Consider the following 21,449-nt stretch of genomic DNA (forward strand, 5'->3'; position numbering starts at 1 on the left):
AGGCGGGGATGACGCTCGCGGACATCGATCTCGTCGAGATCAACGAGGCGTTCGCGTCGGTCGTGCTGTCGTGGGCGCAGGTCTTCGACCAGGACTTGGAGAAGGTCAATGTGAACGGCGGGGCCATCGCGCTCGGCCACCCCGTGGGCGCGACGGGCGCCCGGCTGATCACCACGGCGCTGCACGAACTCGAGCGGGCGGACAAGGAGTTTGCGCTCGTTACCATGTGTGCGGGTGGCGCGCTGGCGACGGGGACGATCATTCAGCGGCTGACACCAGCATCCGTGCCGTGCTGCTGAGTGCCTGGGGGCCTCTGTGGTGGGCTGGACCAAATACCCCGGAAACCAGGCTCCCGGGGACCAGGGCCCCGGAGAGTTCCGGGAATATCTGGTTTGATCACGTAATGCCGTGGTCCGAGGCAGTCGGCAGGAGTCAAACAAGTTCGTCCTGCTCCGTTGAGTCGGGGCCCGTCTGCGGTATGGCCAACAACTGGCTTCCCAGCGCTCGCCGGGCCACGGTAACGAACTCCGTGGTGCTGGCGACCCGTGCACGGAGCGCTGCTGAGCGAGCTGGGGGTTCGAGCTCGGCGGCGCTGCCAGCCGTGTCTGGGCTGTCGTTCACGATGCGTGCATGCAGCCGAAACTCGTCACCTATGCTGCGGAGAACTTCAGCTCCCCGCTCCGCGACGTCGTCTGGCCCTACCAGCCGAACCCGGATGTACGCTTCATCCAGCGCCCTGCGCGCAGCGAATCCCGCTTCCCAGCGGCGCAGTTCCCTGAACGGCAGTGCGAACCATCCGTCGTCCAGGACACGGTAGGCCGCGTCAGCCTGGGACAAGAACTTCTCATACGCCTCACGGCGTATCTCCCGATGGTCGATCGCTCGCCGCTCGGCTCGTTCCTCACGGGCCAGGACGCTCTGGTGTCTTAGCTGCCGGCCGACCACCCATGCCGAAGCGACACCGGCCAATCCCGCAGCGCTCAGCGTGGACAGGGACGTGATCAGGGCCACCGCGACTGTGTCGTTCACGGCGCTCATTTTTCCTTGTCGGCGGACTCCCACGTCAGGGCTCTGGACACAGCCCAGAGTATTCCGGGATTGTCCGGTTGGTCATGTGATGCCGTGGAGCTTGAGGATGGTGGCGGGGGGTGGTGTGGGCGCGTCTGGCGCTGGCGGTGTTGGCCCAGCCGACGGCCCGCAGCGTGCCACGGACGATGTCGCCCAGGGTGGCCATGACGGCGGGGGTGTTGCGGGTGCCGATCGTGCGGGCGTCCTCGCCGAAGACGACGTCGCGGATCCAGTGGACGGCATTCTCGATGGTCCAGTGGCCGCTGGCCCAGGCGGCGATCTCGGCGGGGGTGGCCTGTTCAGCGGTCAGGTCGGTGACCGCGTAGACGATCTCCTGGGTCCACTTCTTCTCCCCGAGCGGGCGGCTTCGGCGGCGGATGCGTACGACCTGGCGGGCGTGGGGGAACAGAAGCCCGTTGACGCTGGCGACTTGCAGTTCACGGATCTCCTCCCGGCCGTGACCTCGCTCGGAGGTTCGGTGCAGGACCGGGATCTGTTTCCAGGGAAGGGATTTGAGCTGGCGGGCGAGGTTCTTCTGGTTGCCCTTGACACTGAGCAGGTAGTGGGCGCCGCGTTCCTCGACCAGGTAGTGGGCGTGCTCGCGCTGAGCGTGCAGAGCGTCGAGGGTGACCACGGCGTTGTCGAGGTTCTTGTCTTCGATCTGTTCCATCAGCGGCTGGAACTCGGGAATTTCGTTGGTCTTGGCCCCGACCTCGCGGGCGGCCACGGTCAGCGCGTCATGGTGGCGGACCGCGGAGAAGATGTAGAGCTGGGAGCCGTCGGGGCGCTTGGCGCCGCGCAGGCATTTGCCGTCGGCGGCGAACACGGCTCGCCTGTGTGGTGGCGGCGGGTCGAGACGGGCGGCACGCTGGGCCCGGCGCTGTTCTCGTTCGGGCAGGCCCTGGGGTGTCAGCGCGCTCGCTTCACCGGCGGCTGCCGTCTCGGCCAGGGCGGCCAGGCGCTGATAGCCGGCCCGGGTCAGTCGCCGGGACTGACCTTGGCGTAGGCGTCGCGCAGGGTCTTCTCGTCGGGGCAGCGAATCCGCCCGGCCAGTGGATCGTAGGGACATCCGAGGTCGGCCAGGGTCTGCTGATCGCAGCGGCGGACCCACTCGCCCACCGAGACAAGGGAGTTGTGGCCCACCGTGGTCATTGCGCAGACCCCGATCGCCAGCAGAGTGGCCAGTTGATAGCGCACTCCGCGCGGATCACGCGGGTCCGGCACCTGTGCCAGGACCTGCAGCAGCCCCTCGGGAACGACCAGGTCCGCGCAGGCGGGCGACGCGGCCAGACCGGGCGCGTCCGGGCACGCAACGGACATGGGGGAAGATGAAGCGACGAGCACGGCACCCTTGCAGATCGTGGCAGCGTAGAGAACTCCATGATCCACACGTGCCGTGCTCGCCCTGTATCCGGGACCCGCCGGCGTTGATGGTGCGCACCGGTACCTGGAAGCGCAGCCCGTCCACGGAGGCGAGCAGCCCGTCACCCCAGAACTTCACGATTGGGATATCGGCATGGGCGGCGATGAGAGCGGCGTTCGCCGCGGTGATGGTGTCGGCGCGCAGGTAGTACTGGTCGACGTGCACGCGCCGGGCCCGGGTCAGGGCCTCGTAGCCGGGGTTCACGACCGGAATCAGGCCGATGTTGCACGCCTCGGAGACGAGCAGCGCGACCATGGAGGTGGGCAGGTCCTTCATCCGGGTCGTGCGGTCGCCGAGGTGGACGAAGGCGTCGAGGAACCCGGTCCAGGCGTTCACCTCGAAACGAAAAGTCTGGCAGGTCGATCTTCGGGAGCATCTTCTCGACCCGCCGGCGCAGCCAGGTCAGCGACTTGGGCTCGCCGAGCGCGCCGAGTTTGTCGACGTTCAGCTTCACCCGCCCGTCGTCCTGGACCTCGATGGACACCTTCGCCGCCGGCCCGGCCTCCGCGAGGCGTTCGGCGAGCTGCTTCCATCCGGCGTCCAGGCCGCGCACCAGCTCCGCCAGGTGCTCGGTGACGGGCATGTCCAGGCTCAGGGCCGCCAGGACGTCCTCCTCGACCGCGTCCCAGTCCGGGCCCTCCAGCAGGCGGGCCCGCGGGTTGGACCAGCGGTGCGAGGGCGAGGCGAACACGTCGCGGTTGTTCAACGCCCGGTGCAGCTGCTCCAGCACGCACACCACGTACGCGTCCCGGTCGACCGATCCCTGCGGCAGGTCCGGGTTGGCGTACACAGTCTTGCGCCACACCGGCGGCACCAGCTGGTCGTCCACCTCGCGCGGCAGCAGCGGCTTGATGCCCACCTTCCGCCGCGCCAGCGCCGGAAGACCCCGCACCCCGGCCAGGACCCGCTTGCCCGCGCTCGCCGCGTCCAGGGCCTTCGACTCGCCCAGCAGCGCGAGGAACGGGCGGACCGTGGCGTACCGGGTCGCCAGCGCGGCCCGCATCGCGACATCGGCCGTGTTCTCGTCCTCGGGCACCAGCGTCACCACGGTCGCCGCGGCGGTCGTCACCGCCACCCGCGGGCCGACTTCCTCCAACGCCGCCCACAGCGCGCCCACGTCCAGGTCCGCGCCGTGCTCCTCGACCAACTCCAGCTCCTCGACCAGCACCGTCCACGCGCGGGCGATGAGCCGGGACGCCTTCTCCAACTGCGGCAGCGTCGACAGGCGCTCCTTCTCCGTCTTGCGCTTCGCGGTGTTCAGCAGCCGGGCGGCCATCAGGACCTGGAACAGGTCCAGGGTCTCATCGATCGCCTTCGCCTCCAGGTGCCGCATCACCGCGGTCAGCATCGCCGTGCGCTTCGGCTCCGCCGCCCGCTCCAGCAACGGCGCCTTCGACCCCAGCGCGTACCGCGCCAAAGCGGCCATCCGGTTCGGCGGGATTTGCGACAGCCTCAGCCGCCCGAGCCGGTACGCGCCGATCTCGTCCACCCGCTCCAACGCCCGGGCGAACGCCGTCCCCGTCGTCCGCGTCGGCGGCCGGCGCAGCCGCTCCAGCTCCGAGAACCGCGCCGCCTCCGGCGTCTTCAACGTCGCCACCAGATCCCCGGGCAACGCCGGGTCGGCGCGACGGGCCGCGCCCGCGACCGTGGCGTGCAGCCGCTTCTCCGCGACCTTCCGGGCCTCCGACACCTGCCGCGCCAGCACACTCACCCCGGGCAGCAGCACCCGGTGACGGCGCAGCCAGCCCACCGCCTGGTTGAACAGCGCCACCGGCCCCTCGGCGTGCGTCCACGCCCGCCGTGCAGGAACGTCCGGAACCGCCGCGACCACTCCGCGTCCTCGTACTCGCGGTACTCGTAGGCGTCCCGGATCTCCCACGCGTGCTCGTACGCCGTCTTGGGCCGCTCGGTGTACCGCTTCACCAACGACGCGTCCTCAATGCCGAGCTGCGCGGCGAGATGCTCGACCACCTGCCACGGCGCATCGAGCGGATCGTCCGGGAGGAACCGGCCGATGTAGCGCACCGTGCACATCTGAAGGGCGAAGCCGAGTTGGTGGTGCGCTGAGCGGCGCCGCGCGATCAGATCGCGGTCGACGTCGTCCAGGAAGAAGAACCGCTCCAGCTCGGGGCGGGTCGGCTCCTCGGCGAACTTCCCGTACTCGTGGTCCGAGTGACCGCCCGCCGCCGCCCGGCCGTCTTGGCGGCGCTGCCGGACGGCTCGTATCTCACGCGGCTGGGGACGCTGAAGGTACGCGTCATCGACTCGGCGGTCACGATGGTCACCGCGGACGGCACGACGCTCCATGAGCAGTACCGGATTGCCACCACGCTGCTGGATCACCGCAGGGACCCCGCCGAGACACTGGTGCGGCTCTACCACGAGCGGTGGGAAGCCGAGTCGGCCTACTACGCCCTGCGTCACACCTTGCAGCAGGGGTTCGTACTCCGCTCGCAGGACCCTGCCGGTCTGGAACAGGAGCTGTGGGCTCAGCTGCTCGTCTATCAGCTCTTGCGGATGGCCATGGTCGATGCGGTGGAGTCCCGACCGGGCATCGACGCAGACCGCGCCAGCTTCACCGTGGCTCTGGAAGCGGCACGTGACCAGGTCATTCTCATCAGCATGAACGGTGCCACGACCGCACAGGACCCCTTGGTCGGTCGCATCGGAACAGCTGTGCTGGAGACCCTGCTGCCACCACGACGCCCGCGCACCAGTGCCCGCTCGGTGAAGTCCGGACGCACGCGTTACCCCGTCCGGCCCACCGAGCCCAGACCACGCCAGAGCACAACAATCACCGGCTTGACGGTAACTCTCCGACCGGCCCCCGCAGCGCCGCCCAGCTCCGTGCACGATCGCCGGGAAGACCAGCGCAAGGCGGTCACCGGCTTCAGGCGGATGGGTTCGGGCAACAGGAACAGAGTGTTCCATCTGATGGCGGCCGATCCCGAACGCGCCTGGCGTCCCCGGGAAGTCACCATCGCTCTGGGGATTCACAGCGCGGCAAGCTTCGCGACCCAGATGAGTCAGTGGGCGGCCGAGGGCCTCCTGAAGAAGATCGCCTATGGGACCTACACGCTCGCCGACGAGTGGAAGACGACCAGTTTGACGGCCGCAGCGGACGCTTAACTCCGTGGCATTGCTTCGACGCCGCGGTTCTTCAGTTCGGTCAGGACCCGCAGCCAGTGCTTGGCGCCTTCGCCGCCCTCGCCGCCGGTCCATAGCCCCAGGATGTCCCGGTGCCCTTCGGCGGTGACCGCAAGCGCCATGTAGATGGGGCGGTTGGCCACCTGGCCGTCGCGGATCTTCACGTTCACACAGTCGATGAAGAGGACCGGGTGGACACGGTCCAGCGGACGGGCCTGCCACTCGCCCATGCCCTCCATGACCGCGTCCGTGATGGTGGAGATGGTCTGCTTGGACACCTCAGCCCCATAGACCTCGGCCAAGTGGGAGGAGATCTCCCCGTGGGTGAAGCCCTTCGCGGACAGGGACAGGACCATTTCGTCGACGCCAGTGAGCCGGCGCTGGTGCTTCTTCACGATCTGCGGCTCGAAGGCGCCGTCCCGGTCTCGGGGCACCTCAACGCTGACTGGGCCGACGTCGGTCAGAACGGTCTTGGACCGCTTGCCGTTGCGTGAGTTGCCGCCGTTCTTCCCCACCGGATCATGCCGGTCATAGCCCAGGTGGTCGGCCATCTCGCCCTCGAGGGCGGACTCCAGCAGCCGCTTCGTCAGCTGCTGCAGCAGCCCGCCCTCCCCGGTCAGCTGCAGCCCCTCGGCCTGGGCCCGGGAGACAAGCTCCTCAACGAACCGGTCGTCCACCGCTGACGAAGCGGCCTCGCTCTCCGACGGCGTCGCTATGTTCTCGCTGGTCACAGGTGCACTCTTCCATGATCGGGAGTTACACCGAATTTCTTACAGTCCCTCTTGGCGGACTGGGCGCAGGACGAGATTCGCCAGGGGCCGCTTCGGATCAGGACGTCGTAACCCTGCGCATTGGCCGTGGTGCGGTTCCCCCTCATCTAGAGAGAGGAGTCGCATTGGGGTGGTCGTGGATCCAGGAGAGGCCGCCGAGGTCGAGTCGGTGGCGGGCGCGGGTGACGGCGACGTAGGCGAGGCGGGCTTCGGCGTCGTCGATCGGTCCCGGCACCGGTTGACCGGTCTCATCGAGTTGGTCGCTGTCCTTGGGCGGGAGGAAGTCGTCCCCGATCCTCACCGCTGACCATTCCCGGCCTTTGGCTTTGTGGGCGGTGGAGACCATCACGTCGGCATCGTGTTCCTGGGAGAGTTGATCGACTGCGGCCGGGATGGCGTCGGGTCCGTGGTGGTCGATCAGGTCGACCAGGGGCTGGAGGTCTCCCCCGGCAGGGTCGTGCTCGGCGTAGTCCTGCAGTTCGCTCCAGGTGCGGAAGAGGACCAGTTCGGGGTGGGAGGTGCGTCGTCCTTCCTTGAGGTCGCGGGCGGCGAGTGCCAGGGCTCGAAGGCTCTCCCCTCCTCCGACCAGTGCTACTTGCTGGTTGGCTTCAAGGAGTCGGATGACCTCGGCGATGGCGCCGACGTTGGAGCGGCACAGCACCGCGTCGGGGTGGTCGACGGTGGTGAGTTCGGTGGGAATGGTGTCGGTGCCGTTCAGGCGGATGGGAGCGTCTGCGATGGCCAGCCAGCGGTTGGCCTCTGCGGCGAGGTCGGGGCCGAAGCGGAAGGATTTGGAAAGGGTGAGGGCGGTGCCTTTGAAGCCGGTCATCACGTCTTTGGCGCCTCGCCAGCCGTAGATTGCCTGGGCCGAGTCTCCGACCATCACCAACTGGGCGTGGTCGCGCTGGTTGTTGAAGACCTGCTCGAGGACGGGGTTGGTGTCCTGGGCTTCGTCCAGAAGGAGGAAGTCGGCGTCGATCCTGGGCTCGGTCAGAGCCCACATCTTCAGGTAGTGGTCGTGGTCGAAGCGGACCACGCCGTTCTCGGGATGTTGCAGGTCGGTCCATGCTTTGGAGGCGAAGGGCAGGACAGCCTGGGCGAGTTGAGTGTGAAGTTCTGGGGCTTCGAGGCCGCGCAGGTGTGGGAGGTGGTGGCGGGTGAGGGCAGGTTCGGCTGTGTGGCAGTAGCGCGTCACGGTGCGCAGCGTGGTGTGGGAGAGGACGAGGGGGGTTACGTCGCGGTCGCCGATGCGGACGGGTTTGCTGATGCCGAGGTCCTGGCCGCTTCGCCAGGCGGGTCGGCGGGGGCCGTTGAGGCGGGCGGCGTAGCGGTGGCCGAGGGCGGCGAAGGCCAGGGCGTGCGGGGTTTTGCAGATGACGGTGCGTGGGAAGCGGCGGGTGGCTTCTTGTGCGATGGCTTTGTTGAAGGCGAGGTAGCGGCCGCGGCGGCGGGTTCCGGTGGCGAGCAGAGCCAGGGTGGTGGTCTTTCCGGTGCCGGCTCCGGCTTGGAGCACGAGGTGGTCGCCTTGGTTGAAGGCATCGGCAGCGGCTGCCTGTTCGTCGGTGGTCTTGAGCAAGGGGTGGCTCCGGGTGGGTTTGCAGCGCGTGGTCCGGCAGGGCTGCGTTGCCGGAGCGGCGGCCGCCGGCGGGGGCGCAGGGTGGTCAGGTGCGGGCGGAGGGCGCCTTGGCCCGGGAGTGGGGTGCGAGGTTCGGCAGGCGGGGGTGGATGTGCTGGTGGTGGATGAGTGGGTCGAAGGGCTCCCACTCGGTGACGGCGATGTCTGGAGCGTGGGTGGTGGGGTGTTGGGCGCAGTGTTGGGAGCGCCAGCGGATCTGCTCGGTGTAGGGCAGGTGGCTGATGTCGTAGACGGCCATGGTGGTTGCGGGTAGGGCGAGTTGGCCGCGTGACGCTGTGGCTGGCTGCAGGGTCCACGTTCCGGTTGGGGCGTCGGTAGTGAGGAGGGGGTTGGTGCAGCGGCCGCGTCGGCGGGTCTGGGCGATGCATTGGATGTCCTCGATCGGGCGCGCGGCGAGGTAGCGCACGTAGAGGAGTTGCACGACCGGTCGCTTGGGGCGGCACGTGGCGGTGGGGTGGATGTCGGCTGGGGCGGTGGGTGGGGTGAAGGTTCCGGCGTTCAGGAGGCGACGGGTGTTCATGGCGAGGCCGCGGCGCACCTCGGCCAGGAGCGGCGTGCAGGGGCGGGGGGTGTCGCGGGCGGGGCAGAGCAGGTGGTGGGTCAGGCGGCACCAGGCGGTGCCGTCGTCTGCGGGGTGGGCGATGCCGGAGCTGATGTGCCATCGGCAGTTCGCGGGGACTGCTGAGGTGGGCAGTTCGCGCGGGTGCAGGGGAACGGGCCGGTGGTCGGTGCGGTGGTACCACTCGAGGAGGTTGCCGCAGTCCCGGCAGCGGGCGGTCTGGCCGGCGCGCAGGAGTGGGCTGGTACAGGTGGAGACGCGCAGGGCTCGTCGGCGCCGGCCGGTGGCCAGGCTGCCGTCCCAGCGGTGACTCGGTGAAGAGTGGGTGGGGCACATGGCGGTGAACGTGCCAGGCGGCGCGCCGCTGAGGGTGCGTCGGTGCCGTGGTGTCCCGCGAACGGCCCAACCGTGCGGGACGTGCATGCGACCAGTCGTTCACATATTCGCGCCTGGTACCGGTTCGGGTGGTCCCTGGATCCGTTGCCGGAGGCGGTCAGGTGACGGGCTTTTCGGGTGGCTCATGGCCCTGGCACAGGGCGCCGAAGAGTTCGTCGAGCGGGGTGTTCAGGGCGTGAGCCAGAGCGTGCCAGGTCTTCAGAGTGCCGATGGTGCGGCCTTGTTCGATCTCGATGAGAGTGCGCCTGGCCAGGCCGGTGCGGTCGGCGAGCTCGTCGTAGGTCCATCCCCCCGCTCGGCCCGCAGGCGCGCCAGCTCAAGGCGTAGCGCGTCGAGGTCCGGGTCGGGCGGGAAGATCGTCACGGCACCATCCGACGGTGCAGACACCTGCCCTGTCAGTGCAGACCTCTGCCCTATTTGTGCAGGCGAGCGGCCCTACGGCAGGGCAGAGGCGAGGAAGACTCACGTCTCCTGCTCCGTTTTGCCGCCCCGCGTGACCCAGTGATGGTCGCGGACTGGGTCAGCTTCACGAGGTCGGCTCCGCGGGTTTGGGCGGTGGGCTGCACTGTCCGGGGTCGAGCACGATCGGGGCCTTACGCTGATCGGCAAGTGAAGACAAGGGCCCCCGCGCCTGACGCAGTTGACGTCCGGTGCGGGGGCCTTCCTGACGGCGCGGGCAGCAGCTCGCGATAGGGCCCCGGCATGCGACCGCCTGGGCTGGATGGGGCACGCTCAAGGGCCCTCGAGTGGGTGCAGGCCTGGCCGGTGCCGTGGTGGCTGGGCTGGCCGGAGATCTACACCGCGTGCGGGCCGGTTACCGGTATTCCGTGGCGATGTTGGTGGAGCGGTCTACGGCGGTGCACTTGGCCTGTGTGCGGCTGTTGGAGGTGGTGATGGTGAGGTTGTTGGGGTTGGCGCAGTTGTTGCTCTGGCGGCCTTCTTGCGCGGTGTTCTGCTGGAAGAGGGCGGCCGTGCTGGAGCCGCCTTCGGCCTTGGCTCCGCCGCCGATGTCGGCTGTGTGGAGGTTGGCGGAGCCGTCCACGGTCTTACAGCCCACGTTCGACCGGCTGCCGGTCAAGTCGATATCCGTGAGCGGGAAGTTGGGGTTGGCGCAGGCGTTGTTCTGCCGGCCTTCCTGAGCGATGTTCTGCTGGTTCAGGTTGCCACCTGTGGTGGAGCCTCCTTCGGCGTGGGCGCCGCCGCCCTTGATGAAGGTTTTGTGGTTGAAGGAGAAGTCCTTGTTCCCGCAACGCGTTCTGACCCGGCCTCCTGTCACGGTGAGTTGCGCGTCGCTGTTGCGGTTGTTGCAGCTGTTGTTCTGCGGTCCTTCCTGGGCGATGTTCTGCTGGCTTACATCGCCAGTAGCGCTGCCGCCTTCGGCTCGGGCGCCGCCGCCCTTGACCCACGTGTGCTTGCTGAAGGAGGCGTCCTTGTTCCCGCAACGGCCCTCGAACCGGCCCCCGGTCACGGTAAGTCCGCCAATACGCTCGTTGCTGTTGTTGCAGTTGTTGTTCTGCCGGCCTTCCTGGGCGATGTTCTGTTGGATCACATCTTCGCCTGCGCTGCCGCCTTCGGCTCGGGCGCCGCCACCTTTGATGAGGGTGTGCTTGCTGAAGGAGGCGTCCTTGTTCCCGCAATGGCTGGTCTCACGGCCGGGGTCCAGGGTCGTAGAAGGGAAGTTGGGGTTGGCGCAGTTGTTGTTCTGCCGGCCTTCTTGAGCGGTGTTCTGCTGCTCCAGGCCTGCGGTAGCGCTGCCGCCTTCGGCTCGGGCGCCGCCGCCTTTGATGAGGGTGTGCTTGCTGAAGGAGGCGTCCTTGTTCCCGCAACGGCTCGTCTCCCGGCCCCCTGTCACATCGAGGCCCGCGGAATTGGGGTTGGCGCAGGTGTTGTTCTGCAGCCCTTCTTGGGCAAAGTTCTGCTGGACCACGCGGCCGGCCGTAGCGCTGCCGCCTTCGGCTCGGGCGCCGTCGCCCTTGACCCACGTGTGCTTGCTGATGGAGACGTCCTTGTTCCCGCAATGGCTCGTCGCCTCGCCACCAGCGGTCAAGGTCGGAGAGAACAAGTTGGTGTGGGCGCAAGTGTTGTTCTGCCGGCCTTCCTGCGCGACGTTCTGATGATCAGCGACCGGTGCATCAGCGGACGCTGAACCCCCTTCTGCCCGGGCGCCGCCGCTCTTGATGCGAGTGTGTTTGTTGAAGGAGGCGTCCTTGTTCCCGCAACGGCTCGTCTCGCGGCCAGGCACCAAATCAATACGAGGGCGGTTGGGATTGTTGCAGGTGTTGTTCTGCCGACCTTCCTGGGCGTTGTTCTGCTGCTCGGCGGAGCCTACCGCGCCGCCGGTGGCTTCGGCGCCAGCGCTCTTGACCCAGGTGTGCTTGCTGAAGGAGCGGTCCTTGTTCCCGCAACGGCTCCTCTCCTGGCCACCGGTGACGTTCGTGCCGATCGAGAAGTTGAGGCTGTTGCAGTTGTTGTTCTGCCGGCCTTCTTGCGCGATGTTCTGCTGATCCAGGCCTGCGGTCGAGGTACCGCCTTCAGCTCGGGCGCCGCCGCCCCTGATACGGGTGTGCTTGCTGAACGAGGCGTCCTTGTTCCCGCAACGGCCTTCCACCAGGCCCCCCGCCTCCACCGTGAGGAACGCGTCATTGGGGCTGTTGCAGTTGTTGTTCTGCCGCCCTTCTTGGGCGATGTTCTGCTGCCACACATTGCCGCCCGTACTGGAGCCGCCGTCGGCTCGGGCGCCGCCACCCTCGATGAGGATGTGCTTGCTGAAGGAGTGGTCCTGGTCGGTGCAGTGTCCCTCTACCCGGCTGCTGTCCACGGTGATGTCCGAGTCGTTGGGGTTGTTGCAGTTGTTGTTCTGCCAGCCGCGTTGGGCGGTGTTCTGCTGGGCAATGCTTGCGGTCGAGGAGCCGCCTTCGGCTTCTGCGGGGCCGTTGTGGATGTGGGAGAACGCGGTCAGGGAGCCGTCGGTGGTCACGCACCGGCCCGTTACGCGGGCATTGGTGAGCGTGACCTCATCTCCGGCGTCCACCCCGGTGTTGGGGTTGTTGCAGTTGTTGTTCTGGCGGGAGGATTGTGCGGTGTTCTGCTGGAAAAGGGCCTCTCCGGTGGAGGACCCTCCCTCCGCCCGCGTCTTTGCCTTCGTCTTCCCGTGGGTGGAGCCGGTGTCGGCGAGGGCCGTTCCGGTTCCTGCTGCTGCTGTCCCTCCGCTGACCGCCAGGACCAGCATGGTGGCGGTCGCGATCTTGTGTAGCCGCATCCCCGTTCTCCTTCTGTCACTAGCCGGGTAAGCCGTCACGCCCCCTTTCATGCTGAACGTCGTTCCGGTCTTCTCGGACATGGTCCCTAATGGTCCCTCACCCTGACGGCCCAGGCCTTTTCTCTCGGGGTGCGCCCAGGGAAGTGTTGCGAAGCCTTTGTGGGTGTCGGCGTGCAAGTGAACGTGCACTGGCTTTATCAGTGAGTGCTGACACCGGTTGTCGATCGGGAGCGACAGCGCCCGGTGTCCCACAGAACGCTGTGAATGCCTCCGTAGTGCCGATGCGCTCGGGACAGGCGGGCGGCGGCATCGAGCCGGTCGTCGACACCGTCGTCACCGCGGCCGCTGTCAGTGCTGAGTGCGGCGCCTGCTCGGGTGGCGAAGCTGGTCAGTCCCTCGATGACGGCGGCGCGCACCGCGGCCGGGTCCCCGGCCTGCACGGCTTGAAGGAGGTCGGTGGGCACGTACTTGCGTCCCTGCTGGGCGGAGCGGGCCAACGTCTCTGCGGTGCGGATGACTTCGGGTTTCAGGTCTGCGGTCGTGCCACGGCCACGCCCCAGCGAGCGGCGCGAGTTGCGGGGCAACAGGCCCGCGGCGCGCCAGCGTTCGAGCTGGTACACCGACACCTTCACTCCACGGGCGGCCATCCTGGCGATGATCTGGGCGTCGGCGCCGGTGGACGGTGTGCGGGGCATGTCCGGATACAACCCCGCGAAGTTCGCCACGGCAAGAGGCGCAGCGCATGAGGTCATGAGGTCTCGCTGTTCACCCTGGTACGGCGTAGCTCAGGTGATTGACTCGGCGGCCTCCGCCACCTCGCGAACAGTCTCCGCCTATCGCGAACGGTCACAGCGGGGCGCGCTCGCCCAGGCGGCTGGCAAATGCGCTCTCGGGCGCAGCATGCGGGGCGTCGCCATAGCATGGCAATCCAGGTGAAAGGGTCTGTCGTGCCAAGATCAATTTGGAGAGGTGTTGTCTCATTTGGCCTGTACCGTTGACTGAACTACAGGACGTATATTCGCAGGTCAGAGCCTGTATCTGCTAGCTTCCGGCTGTGCTTGAGACCGGTGATTCCGCCCGGGATCTGGCGAGCTTCGTGCTGCCGGAGACTGGTGCGCTTGCGGAGACGGGTGACCCCGCCCGCCCCTACGTACTGCTCGACTCACAGGGCATCGTGGTTGTCCCCGTGATGGCGTTCTTCGCAGAGCTGCGGGCCTGTGCACGCCCTCCGGCAACGATCCGCTCGTATGGGATGGACCTGTTGCGGTGGTGGCGGTTCCTGTCCGGTTGGGGGATCGCCTGGAACCGGGCAACCCGCGTGGACGCGAGGGACTTCGCGCGCTGGATGCAGATCGCGCCGAAGCCGGTGCGAGTGCACTGGCGCCGCCGGGCCTCCGGCGAGAGCCAGCCCGTCCGATCGGTGCGGTCAGCGACGAGCGTGCCGAATCCGGTGACCGGGCGGGCCTCGCCCGGCAGCCTGTACTCGGTGTCGACGCGGGCTCACTGCGAGACCGTGCTGCGGTCCTTCTACGCCTTCCACTTGGAGGAAGGCACCGGCCCGATCATAAATCCGTTCCCTGCGGCACGGGAGCGGCGGCTTCTGCCGGTGGCGGCCGGCAGGTTTTCCCGGCTCTCAACGGGCGGGCGGTATCGCCCCCCGGTGCCACATCGCTTACCCCGACGGATTCCCGATGATCGCTTCAATGAGCTGTTCGCCGCTGCGTCACAACCGGGATCGAGCGCTCCTGGCTTTCTGGGTTTCCAACGGGGCCAGGGCGAGCGAGCTGTTGACCAGCCGACAGCGCGACGCGCTGCCCGGCGAGCAGCTGCTCGGGGTGATCCGCGCTTCCGTCCGCCACTCCATCGACTCACTCTCCACCCTCCAACCAACGACCAGTTCGCAGTTGGCGGGTGCGCCGCGGCCCCGCCCGCGTCCCCGGGGCCACCGCTGACAGTGCCACCACCGTGGCGGTGCTGTCGCCCGGTACGGCAGCCGCTACGAAGCGGGGGGCGGGCGCAGCTGGTTGGGGTTTTCGCGTCCTCCGGGGATGCGGATGATGACGACAAGGCATGGTTCGGTTTCGCCGGGACCTTGGACGGGTTCGATCCAGATACTGTCGAAGAGGTTGGCGGCGCCTTCGGCGTCGACGGTTTTGTCCAGGGCGAGCAGGATGGCGAAGCCGGCGTTGGTGTTTTGGTATTCGGCGGCTTGGGCGACGTATTGGCGTAGTGCGGTTTCGCTGGCGTTGTCTTCCTCGATTTTGCATTCGACGTTGAATTGGACGGCGCCGAAGGAGATGAGTATGTCGGTTCTTCCGCCTGCCTTGTCGATGACTTCTGAGTTGATGACGCTGAAGAGTGCTGAGAACTGTAGAACTTCTCGGTAGTGCTGGTGGAATAGAGCTTCGTCTACTTTTTGCTTCTTGCCGTCTTTATCTCGCTTGCGAAGGTGTTCGGTGTAGGAGCCGCCCATCTTCCGCCCGATGTCGTAGCAGAGGTAGGCGTAGCGGATCGTGGTTTCGAGGAGAGTGGTGAACTCGTCGGCGATTCCGGGGAGCCAGTCGCGGGAGTTTTTCAGCTGGTTGAGGAGCCTGGCCTGGAGGCGGGCGTACTTGGGGTCGGCGATGGCCGCGAGGGCGTCGTCGTGGGTGCGCAGGCCCAGTTCCAGGCGGTCGAGGACGTGCTCGGGCGTTTGGTCAACGAACGCAGCGAAGTCGTCCTTGATTTGGTGTGCCAGCCGCTGCCAGCGTCGCGCTTTTCCCGGATCACTCGCTTGATCGGTGGAGTTCTCGCGGGTCTTGGTGCGGTGGAGGAGGGCGGCCTGGAGTTGCTGGGCCGCGGGATCGTCGCGGAGTTCTTCGTCGTGGGCCAAGGCGTGCTGGAGGAGGCGCTGACGGTGCTCGTGCTGGAGGAAGGCGTCCTCGATGACGGGGGCCACCAGGGTCTCCACGGCGGCAGCCGCGGGGGTGTCGGTGAGTACGGCGATCGTGTTGTGCGCGGTGTACGCCCGGAGCAGCGCGGTGAGGATGCCGTGGCCGCCTTCGTACCAGGGGTCATCGTGTGCGAGGTGTGCGGCTGCGCCGTCGAGCATGACGGTGAGTTCTGACCAGGCGATGACGTCGTTCTGGCGTGGTCGTGCCCAGGCCGGGGTGTGGGTGCGGTAGCGATAGTCCCGGTAGAGATGGAGGGTGTCGCGCAGGGTGGATGCCGCGGTGTGGACGCGTGCGGGGGCGTCGGGGGCGGACAGGCCGAGGACGGCTTCGATGGCGGCGTGGTAGAGCTGGGCGTCCAGGCGGTCGGGGGCGAGGGTGATCAGTTCGGTCAGCCGGTCCTGGGTCTTGTGGAGTTGTTCGGCCATGGGCGCGTGTTGGTCCTGTTCCAGGGCCTGGCGCAGGTCGCCGAGGGCGAGTTCGAATGCGGCGTCCCGGCAGGTGCGGTCGAGCATCAGGCAGCGTTCGAGGGCTTCGCGGAGGCCGGCACCAGGGTGGTGGGCGTCGAGGACGCCGAGGAGACGGGGCAGGCGGGTGGCCATTGCTTCGGGAAGGGCGGCTGGGTCCTCGGTTGCTTCGTCCAGGGCGCCGAGGAGACGGGCGGCCTTGGTGACGCCGGCCAGGGTGAGTTGGACGAGACAGTCGGCGGCTTCCACCCCGATGAGGCCGGGGCAGGGTCGTCGTCGGCGTCCTGGGCTTGCTGGAGGCGGGCGAGTAGCACGCGGGTCAGGGGCGTGCCGAGTTCACGCGCCAGGGCCGGGCGGCCGGCGAGGGTGTCGGTGGCGCTGGCGAAGGCGGCGTGGTTGTTGTTGGTCCGAAGGCCGTTGAGGACGGCGTCGTACAGCGGCTTGCATGCTTCGGTGCCGCAGGTGTCGAGGTGGTGTGCGGTCGCCTGGATGAGGTGGTGGAGGAAAGGGCCTTGGGCGAGGTGGTCCGCGGCGCCGAGGACGGCGTCGAGGCCTCCGAGGTCCTCCACTGTGGGGCCGGCTCGCAGTTGGGGGCGGGAGGCGTGCGCTGCCCACTGGGCCAGGCGTTCGTCGATGTCGTGCACGGCGCCTCCTCCCCTATCGTCGCTGGATGCCGCTGGTGGGCTGGCCTAGAAGAGCTGTCGTTTGTCTGGGCCGGTCACGGTGCGGTCATCGGGGAAGATCTCCCAGACAGCGTCGTCGATCGATGTGATCACGATCTGGATGCCGGGGTCGTCTGCCGCGGTGTCGTACAGGGTCTTGATGGCCTGGCGCGCGTTGTCGTGGGAGAGCTCTTCGGCTGTGGGCGCGTCGATGAGCAGCAGGCCGGGGTGGGACATGATTCCGCGTTTGCGGCCGACTTTGATCATGCCGATGATGGCTGCGATGCGCATGCGCAGGCGGTCGGTGGGGCTGAAGGCCTTGAATGGGTGTTTGGCGCCTGTCTTGCGGGCGTTGAGGTTTCCGTTCAGGCTCAGGTCGACACTGGTCAGGTTCGCTACACCCAGGTCGTGCGCGATGTTGACGATCTCATCGTTCAGGTCGGCGAACAGGGCCTTGCTGTGGTCGGCGACCACCTTCGACAACACCCCGGCGGCTGCGTCAAGGATGTCCTCGCCTTCGACGAAGTAGTCCTCGGTGTCCGACGGGCTCGTCGTTGCGGTGACGTAGTCACCGACCACTTCCGGCAGTCCCGTCCCGTTTCCGGTGGCGACTGCCAGTGCGCCGCGCAGCTGGTAGACGTCCTCCCGGGCGGAATCGAGGCGCGTGTACCAGCTGCCAGCGCGTGCCGAGGTGAGGCGGGCGTTCGCCAGGTCGTACGCGGCACGACTGTTGTCGCAGGCGGTGGTGGTCCTCTCGACTGCCTGCCCGGCTGTCTCTTCAGCTGAACGGGAGGCGTTCACCCGATCCTCCAGCCTGCTGAGCAGCGCGGCCCGCTCCTCTGGGTCGTCCTGCGCCTCCGGCAGAGGGCTCGCGCACACCGAGCACCGGTGGTCGCTCTCCTCTGCGGCATGCCGGGCATCGTCGATCTCGTGGTCACAGCGCGGGCATGACTCCGGCTCAAGCGCTCCCAACAGAGCTCGGGCCGCATTGCTTTGCTGGGCCCGGCGGACGGCTCTCTCGTCCTTCAGGCGCGCCTTGCGCGCCAGAGCGAGGCCTTCCTCGGCCTCCTGGAGAGCTGCCTGGTCGTGCGCGAGCCGGCGTGCGGCGGCGTCGACCTCGGCGAGCAGGCCCGTCACGTCGGGCTGACCTGCTTCCAGGGCCGCAACCTTCTCCTCGGCAGCCCTGAGCGCCTGGCGCAGCGGCTCGGTCTGCCGCTCGCGGGCCTGGGCATCCTCTCGCGCCCGGCGCTGAACACGGTTGCTCTCCTGGGTGTCCTTCTTGCGGGCCGTATTGATCTGGGTCAGCTCGGACGCGTAGGGGACGTCGAGGAAGAGCTGCATCAGCTTCACGGGGAGCTGGTTGTACGCCGTCGGGCCCAGCAGAACACTCGAGTTGCCCGAGTTCAGGGCAATCGCGTAGAAGTAGCTGGCCCAGCCGTGCACCTGCTCCGCGCTGTCGCGCATACCGTCGGCATCCTTCGGAGCGCCGGCCTCGGCCGCCCACAGGGACAGCGGTCGCAGACCCAGGCGGTCCAGCATGAAGCGGTCGATGAGCTCTTTGACACCGTCGGGCTCCGCGGCCGCCGCCACACGTACGCCGGGACCGGCCTCCTGGGCGCCGTCGAGGGCTGCGAGGTGCTCGAGGGTATCGGCGCTCAGGAGCCGACAACTGGGGCGGTCGGGTTTGGCGAAGGTCAGGCGGATAGACGCGGCGACGCCGGCGACCTCGATGTCCGCGCGGACGTAGGAGAACCAGCCCACCGTTTCGGGGCGTTTGAAAGCTTCGAAACCATCACCGCGCAAGGCGTAGCTCAGCGCCCACAGAAGGCTCGACTTTCCGACGTTGTTCAGGGTGCTGGCGATCGCCCACGGGCCGGCCCCAGCGTCATGTCGACGGTGAAGGTGCCGTCGTTGCCGTCCGTGCCGGTCTTGCTGCCCTCGCAGTAAAGGCGGTGCACGACCAGCTGCCGTCGGGCGGGTAGCGGGCTGGTGAGCCGGATGCCATGGGCAGACAGAGCCTCACGGACCCCCTCCGCGTCAGCCGACCGCACGCGGGCGGCGATCTGTTCATACAGCTCAGCGTCGGACGGGACCGGCAAAGGCTCTGTGGTCACGCGGCGTCCCCTTGCTCTGCTTCGGCGCGTAACCGGGCCAGGCGTGCGCGGGCCCGGTCGGCAATCGACGGGATGACCTCGTTCAGCGGGGTCTGGGCGTAGTCGCGCTGCAGGTACTGCCGTTTACGCAGCGCCAGGGCGGAGTGCCCGGTGGCCTCGGCGAGCGCCCGGACGAGGCGGGCGCGTTCGGTGTACCAGGCCAGGACCGGGAACTGTTCCGTAGCCCGTTCGGCGACCTCGCGTCCCTTGGCTGTGAGGTAGTAGTTGTCCTGGAGCACCCGCTTGGCGGTGCGCCGCGCCACGACCACCACCAGCCGCGGGGCGGCCAGGATGCTCATCGCCTGGTCGATGTACTCGAAGGCCCCGAACAGGTAGCGCAGCATGGGGATGGCGCAGATCTCCGGCTCATCAGAATCCAGGATGCTGCCGGCCAGCTCCAGGTTGACGGCTTCCTTCTCGCGCTCGTAGTCGTTGAGAAGCTCATCGGCCAGGTAGTCCGGGTTGCGCAGCCAGAAGTCCAGCTTCTGCAGTCGGCCTTCGGCGCGCAGTACAGCCACCGCATCCTTCGGTGCGGCTTGCTGCTCTGCTTCGTTCAACGGTTCGGACACCGCCGCGATGAGCAGCAGCAGCCGAATGGCATCGGAGAAGCGATCCCCCTCGTCATCATCCACTCACACACCGTAATGACTCGGAATGTGGTTGATCAATGCCCCTGCACCGGCGCTCGAGTCGGGTAGATGGCGCTCCCGAGGGCCTGTTCGGCTCGGGGTCGCCGGTGGTCAGCCGAAACGCCACCTGGTAGGGCCGAGGACCGAAATCCCTCCCTCAGTGCAGCGGCCCGGCCAGGAGACACCGTGAGTAACCCGGAGTGGGCTGCTGGTCTCCCCGCCGGGCCCCGCGGATCGGCGCTGGAAGGCACCGACACCAACTCCTGCCCCGCGCATGCCGATCACGGCGGGTGCAGCGTACGGCGTGGAACGTTACGAGCCCATGCCAGAGATGAGGGACCCCCTGATGCATACCTCCACCCCATCGAGTTGCCCGGCCGAGTCGAGGCCATGCGATTCACGGGACGGTTCAGATCTCACCCGGGGCGCGGACGGTAGCGCTCCGGAACAGGGAGGCATGAAGACGCCACGTCAGAGGGGGTAGGTACCCTCGCGCGGTGATCATAGATAGAGCTGCGCGGGTTACACCGACCCGCTTCGTTGACCGGGATCTTCGGCGGGAGATCGGCTGGCTGATCGGAAAGGCCAACCGCGATGACGCCCTGCGTGCCTTCTTGTGGGTGAGCGAATGCCGGATCGCTCACGAGATCCTCCAAGCCTGGAAGGAACATATCGACGTCCTGGACCGGGAGTATGAGAACGCCGACTATCGGCAGGCTTCGACGGCCCACCCTCGTTCGTGGGAACCAGATCCACGCGACCAGATATCCAGAGCCTGCCACTCGGCAAGTTCAACGCTTGCGGCCAAGCTGAACCGTGAACTGGGCGAGGCCAAAGAAGCGGAACGGGAATGCGACGAGGTGCTCGACCAGTTGAGTCGCCAGCTGGGCAAGCTGCCGATGAAGGTACCGGTCCCTGGTTCGTCAGGGGTGACTCTGCTCGACGCGCTGGTTCCTCTGCGACAGCAACTGGCTGAGGCCAGAGCGCGCTTGACGGCCTTGATCGCGCAGGACCGCGAGGAGCTGAAGGAACTCGCCTTGCACGAGCACTCTCGGCGGCGGAGCGCTGCCAGCGGCTCCGCTGTGTTCTTGCACGACATCGACGGGATGCGCCCGCGGGAGTTCGTCAGCCTGGTGGAGGCGTTGCTGCGGCGTGATGGATTCGAGACAGCTCGCCCGGAGGGTGCGGGCGTGGACGGCCTCGTGTCGGCCACGTGCTCCAGGGGGCACAGCCTCCTTTTCAGTGCCCACCGTGTATCTGGCCCGCGCGGGTGGAGGCCGGAGCCCGCTGATGCACTCGGCGCCCCGGATCTGCACACCGTCCGTCTTGCCGCCGAGCGCCTTCGATTCGACGACCTTGTCGTGGTGACCAACGGCAGCTTCTCCGCGCCGGCGCGCCGCTATGCCGAGGAACACGACATGTGTCTGTGGGACCGCAGCGAACTGCAGCGGTGGGCTGAGTGGGAGGGACCGCTGGATTGTGTCGGGGACCACCACGAGGGGGCCGTTGCGTGATGCACCTCAACTGGAAGACCGGAGTGGCGCTGCCGGTGCATCGCGACGGGGAGATGACCGCGGCTGTGCAGGAGAAGGTCAGTGCCGCGACGGATGACGACCTGCTGGCGTCGCTCCTGCACTTCCTGGAGGGTCGCGTCGCGTTGTCGCTCTACCGAGACTTCGACGACCTGCTCTTTGTTCTACGTCGCGAGGAGTCCCACGCTGAGAAGCTGGTCGGGGACGACGACTCCCACTTGTGCTTCGAGTACAGGCAAGCCAACTACCGGCTCCAACGCGACCTGCGCACTGAAGCCGTGGAGGCCGAGAGGATCAGAGACGAGGCTGGGGGCCTCTGGCACTCGCTCCGTGAAGCCACGACGAAAGACCTCAACCACCGCTACCGGCCCGCGGCCGATCCGGCAGAGTCCGGACTGGAGGCCATTGGCCCCCAAATGCGGGCGCTGGACGCCATGTGGGGGCGCCTGATCGACATCCTGTGGCAGTACCGGGATGAGATGCACGACCTGGCCCTCAAGGACGCTGAATTCCGGGCATTCGCCGCGACCTCGGCCAGTATCGACCTCGAGCAGTTCGACGGCATGGCGCCTCTGGAGTTCGAGCAGGCCGTCGCCGACCTGGTCCAGCGAGACGGACACACTGTGAGTCAGCGCCACGGCGGTGCTCGCGACCTGGGGGCTGACGTCATTGCCAGCACCCCGGACGGATGCAAGATCGTTTTTCAGTGCAAGCACCGTCGCCCTAGGGGGCGTATCCAGTTGTGATCAATCTGTGGGCTCCGCTCCCGCAGCGGGGCGGGTTCCTGTAGATCGTCATGCATGACGCAGGTGCAACTT

At 67.6% G+C, this 21,449-nt stretch carries 15 protein-coding genes and 4 pseudogenes; 4 read left to right on the forward strand and 15 right to left on the reverse strand.

Annotated features, from left to right (window positions below; genetic code table 11):
- Positions 1-299 (forward strand): annotated as a pseudogene (locus AB0M26_RS29150) (steroid 3-ketoacyl-CoA thiolase); the annotation flags it as partial.
- Between the two features lie 133 nt (positions 300-432).
- Here AB0M26_RS29150 and AB0M26_RS29155 read toward each other — a convergent pair.
- From AB0M26_RS29155 to AB0M26_RS29170, 4 genes and pseudogenes are all read right to left on the reverse strand, one after another.
- A complete protein-coding gene (locus tag AB0M26_RS29155) occupies positions 433-1,029 on the reverse strand; it encodes a hypothetical protein (protein ID WP_365265607.1) in 597 nt (198 codons plus the stop codon).
- A 34-nt stretch (positions 1,030-1,063) separates the two neighbouring features.
- Positions 1,064-1,894: an ISAs1 family transposase gene (locus tag AB0M26_RS29160; RefSeq protein ID WP_365265609.1), complete on the reverse strand. Its 831-nt coding sequence runs from the start codon at positions 1,892-1,894 to the stop codon at positions 1,064-1,066.
- A 152-nt stretch (positions 1,895-2,046) separates the two neighbouring features.
- Positions 2,047-2,388 (reverse strand): transposase family protein, encoded by a 342-nt coding sequence (locus AB0M26_RS29165; protein ID WP_365265611.1) that lies wholly within the window; start codon positions 2,386-2,388, stop codon positions 2,047-2,049.
- Positions 2,389-2,491: 103 nt separating this feature from the next.
- Positions 2,492-4,651, reverse strand: a pseudogene (locus AB0M26_RS29170) (DUF4158 domain-containing protein); the annotation flags it as partial.
- 117 nt (positions 4,652-4,768) lie between these two features.
- Between AB0M26_RS29170 and AB0M26_RS29175 the strand changes: the two are divergent.
- A complete protein-coding gene (locus tag AB0M26_RS29175; RefSeq protein WP_365265613.1) occupies positions 4,769-5,620 on the forward strand; it encodes a hypothetical protein in 852 nt (283 codons plus the stop codon).
- 17 nt (positions 5,621-5,637) lie between these two features.
- Here the strand turns inward: AB0M26_RS29175 and AB0M26_RS29180 are convergent.
- From AB0M26_RS29180 to AB0M26_RS29230, 11 genes and pseudogenes are all read right to left on the reverse strand, one after another.
- A pseudogene (locus AB0M26_RS29180) lies at positions 5,638-6,354 on the reverse strand (IS256 family transposase); the annotation flags it as partial.
- Positions 6,355-6,511: 157 nt separating this feature from the next.
- Positions 6,512-7,984, reverse strand: a complete 1,473-nt coding sequence (locus tag AB0M26_RS29185) for a UvrD-helicase domain-containing protein (protein WP_365265615.1) — start codon at positions 7,982-7,984, stop codon at positions 6,512-6,514.
- A gap of 85 nt (positions 7,985-8,069) precedes the next feature.
- On the reverse strand, positions 8,070-8,939 hold the full coding sequence (locus AB0M26_RS29190) for a DUF6083 domain-containing protein (RefSeq protein WP_365265617.1): 870 nt from the start codon (positions 8,937-8,939) through the stop codon (positions 8,070-8,072).
- Positions 8,940-9,096: 157 nt separating this feature from the next.
- A pseudogene (locus AB0M26_RS29195) lies at positions 9,097-9,362 on the reverse strand (helix-turn-helix transcriptional regulator).
- A gap of 451 nt (positions 9,363-9,813) precedes the next feature.
- Complete coding sequence (locus tag AB0M26_RS29200; protein ID WP_365265619.1) at positions 9,814-12,258, reverse strand: hypothetical protein; 2,445 nt, start codon at positions 12,256-12,258, stop codon at positions 9,814-9,816.
- A gap of 197 nt (positions 12,259-12,455) precedes the next feature.
- Positions 12,456-12,953, reverse strand: coding sequence for a hypothetical protein (locus tag AB0M26_RS29205; RefSeq protein WP_365265621.1), 498 nt, complete (start codon positions 12,951-12,953; stop codon positions 12,456-12,458).
- A 1,301-nt stretch (positions 12,954-14,254) separates the two neighbouring features.
- Positions 14,255-15,790 carry a hypothetical protein gene (locus AB0M26_RS29210; protein ID WP_365265623.1) on the reverse strand — a complete coding sequence of 512 codons (1,536 nt, stop codon included), beginning with the start codon at positions 15,788-15,790 and terminating at the stop codon, positions 14,255-14,257.
- Positions 15,703-16,299 (reverse strand): hypothetical protein, encoded by a 597-nt coding sequence (locus tag AB0M26_RS29215; protein ID WP_365265625.1) that lies wholly within the window; start codon positions 16,297-16,299, stop codon positions 15,703-15,705. Before AB0M26_RS29215 ends, AB0M26_RS29210 begins: the two co-directional genes overlap by 88 nt.
- Positions 16,300-16,344: 45 nt before the next feature.
- Entirely contained in the window at positions 16,345-18,120 is a 1,776-nt protein-coding gene (locus AB0M26_RS29220) for a hypothetical protein (protein ID WP_365265627.1), read from the reverse strand.
- A 44-nt stretch (positions 18,121-18,164) separates the two neighbouring features.
- Positions 18,165-18,431 carry a hypothetical protein gene (locus AB0M26_RS29225; protein ID WP_365265629.1) on the reverse strand — a complete coding sequence of 89 codons (267 nt, stop codon included), beginning with the start codon at positions 18,429-18,431 and terminating at the stop codon, positions 18,165-18,167.
- Positions 18,428-19,102 (reverse strand): hypothetical protein, encoded by a 675-nt coding sequence (locus AB0M26_RS29230; RefSeq protein WP_365265631.1) that lies wholly within the window; start codon positions 19,100-19,102, stop codon positions 18,428-18,430. Before AB0M26_RS29230 ends, AB0M26_RS29225 begins: the two co-directional genes overlap by 4 nt.
- A 494-nt stretch (positions 19,103-19,596) precedes the next feature.
- On the opposite strand from AB0M26_RS29230, the gene AB0M26_RS29235 reads away from it, so the two are divergent.
- Both AB0M26_RS29235 and AB0M26_RS29240 read left to right on the forward strand, forming a co-directional pair.
- Positions 19,597-20,613: a restriction endonuclease gene (locus AB0M26_RS29235; RefSeq protein WP_365265633.1), complete on the forward strand. Its 1,017-nt coding sequence runs from the start codon at positions 19,597-19,599 to the stop codon at positions 20,611-20,613.
- Complete coding sequence (locus AB0M26_RS29240; protein ID WP_365265635.1) at positions 20,613-21,377, forward strand: restriction endonuclease; 765 nt, start codon at positions 20,613-20,615, stop codon at positions 21,375-21,377. The genes AB0M26_RS29235 and AB0M26_RS29240 overlap by 1 nt, the downstream gene beginning before the upstream one ends.
- Positions 21,378-21,449: the final 72 nt, after the last annotated feature.

Source organism: Streptomyces sp. NPDC051776 (genome assembly GCF_040681345.1).
GTDB lineage: Bacteria > Actinomycetota > Actinomycetes > Streptomycetales > Streptomycetaceae > Streptomyces.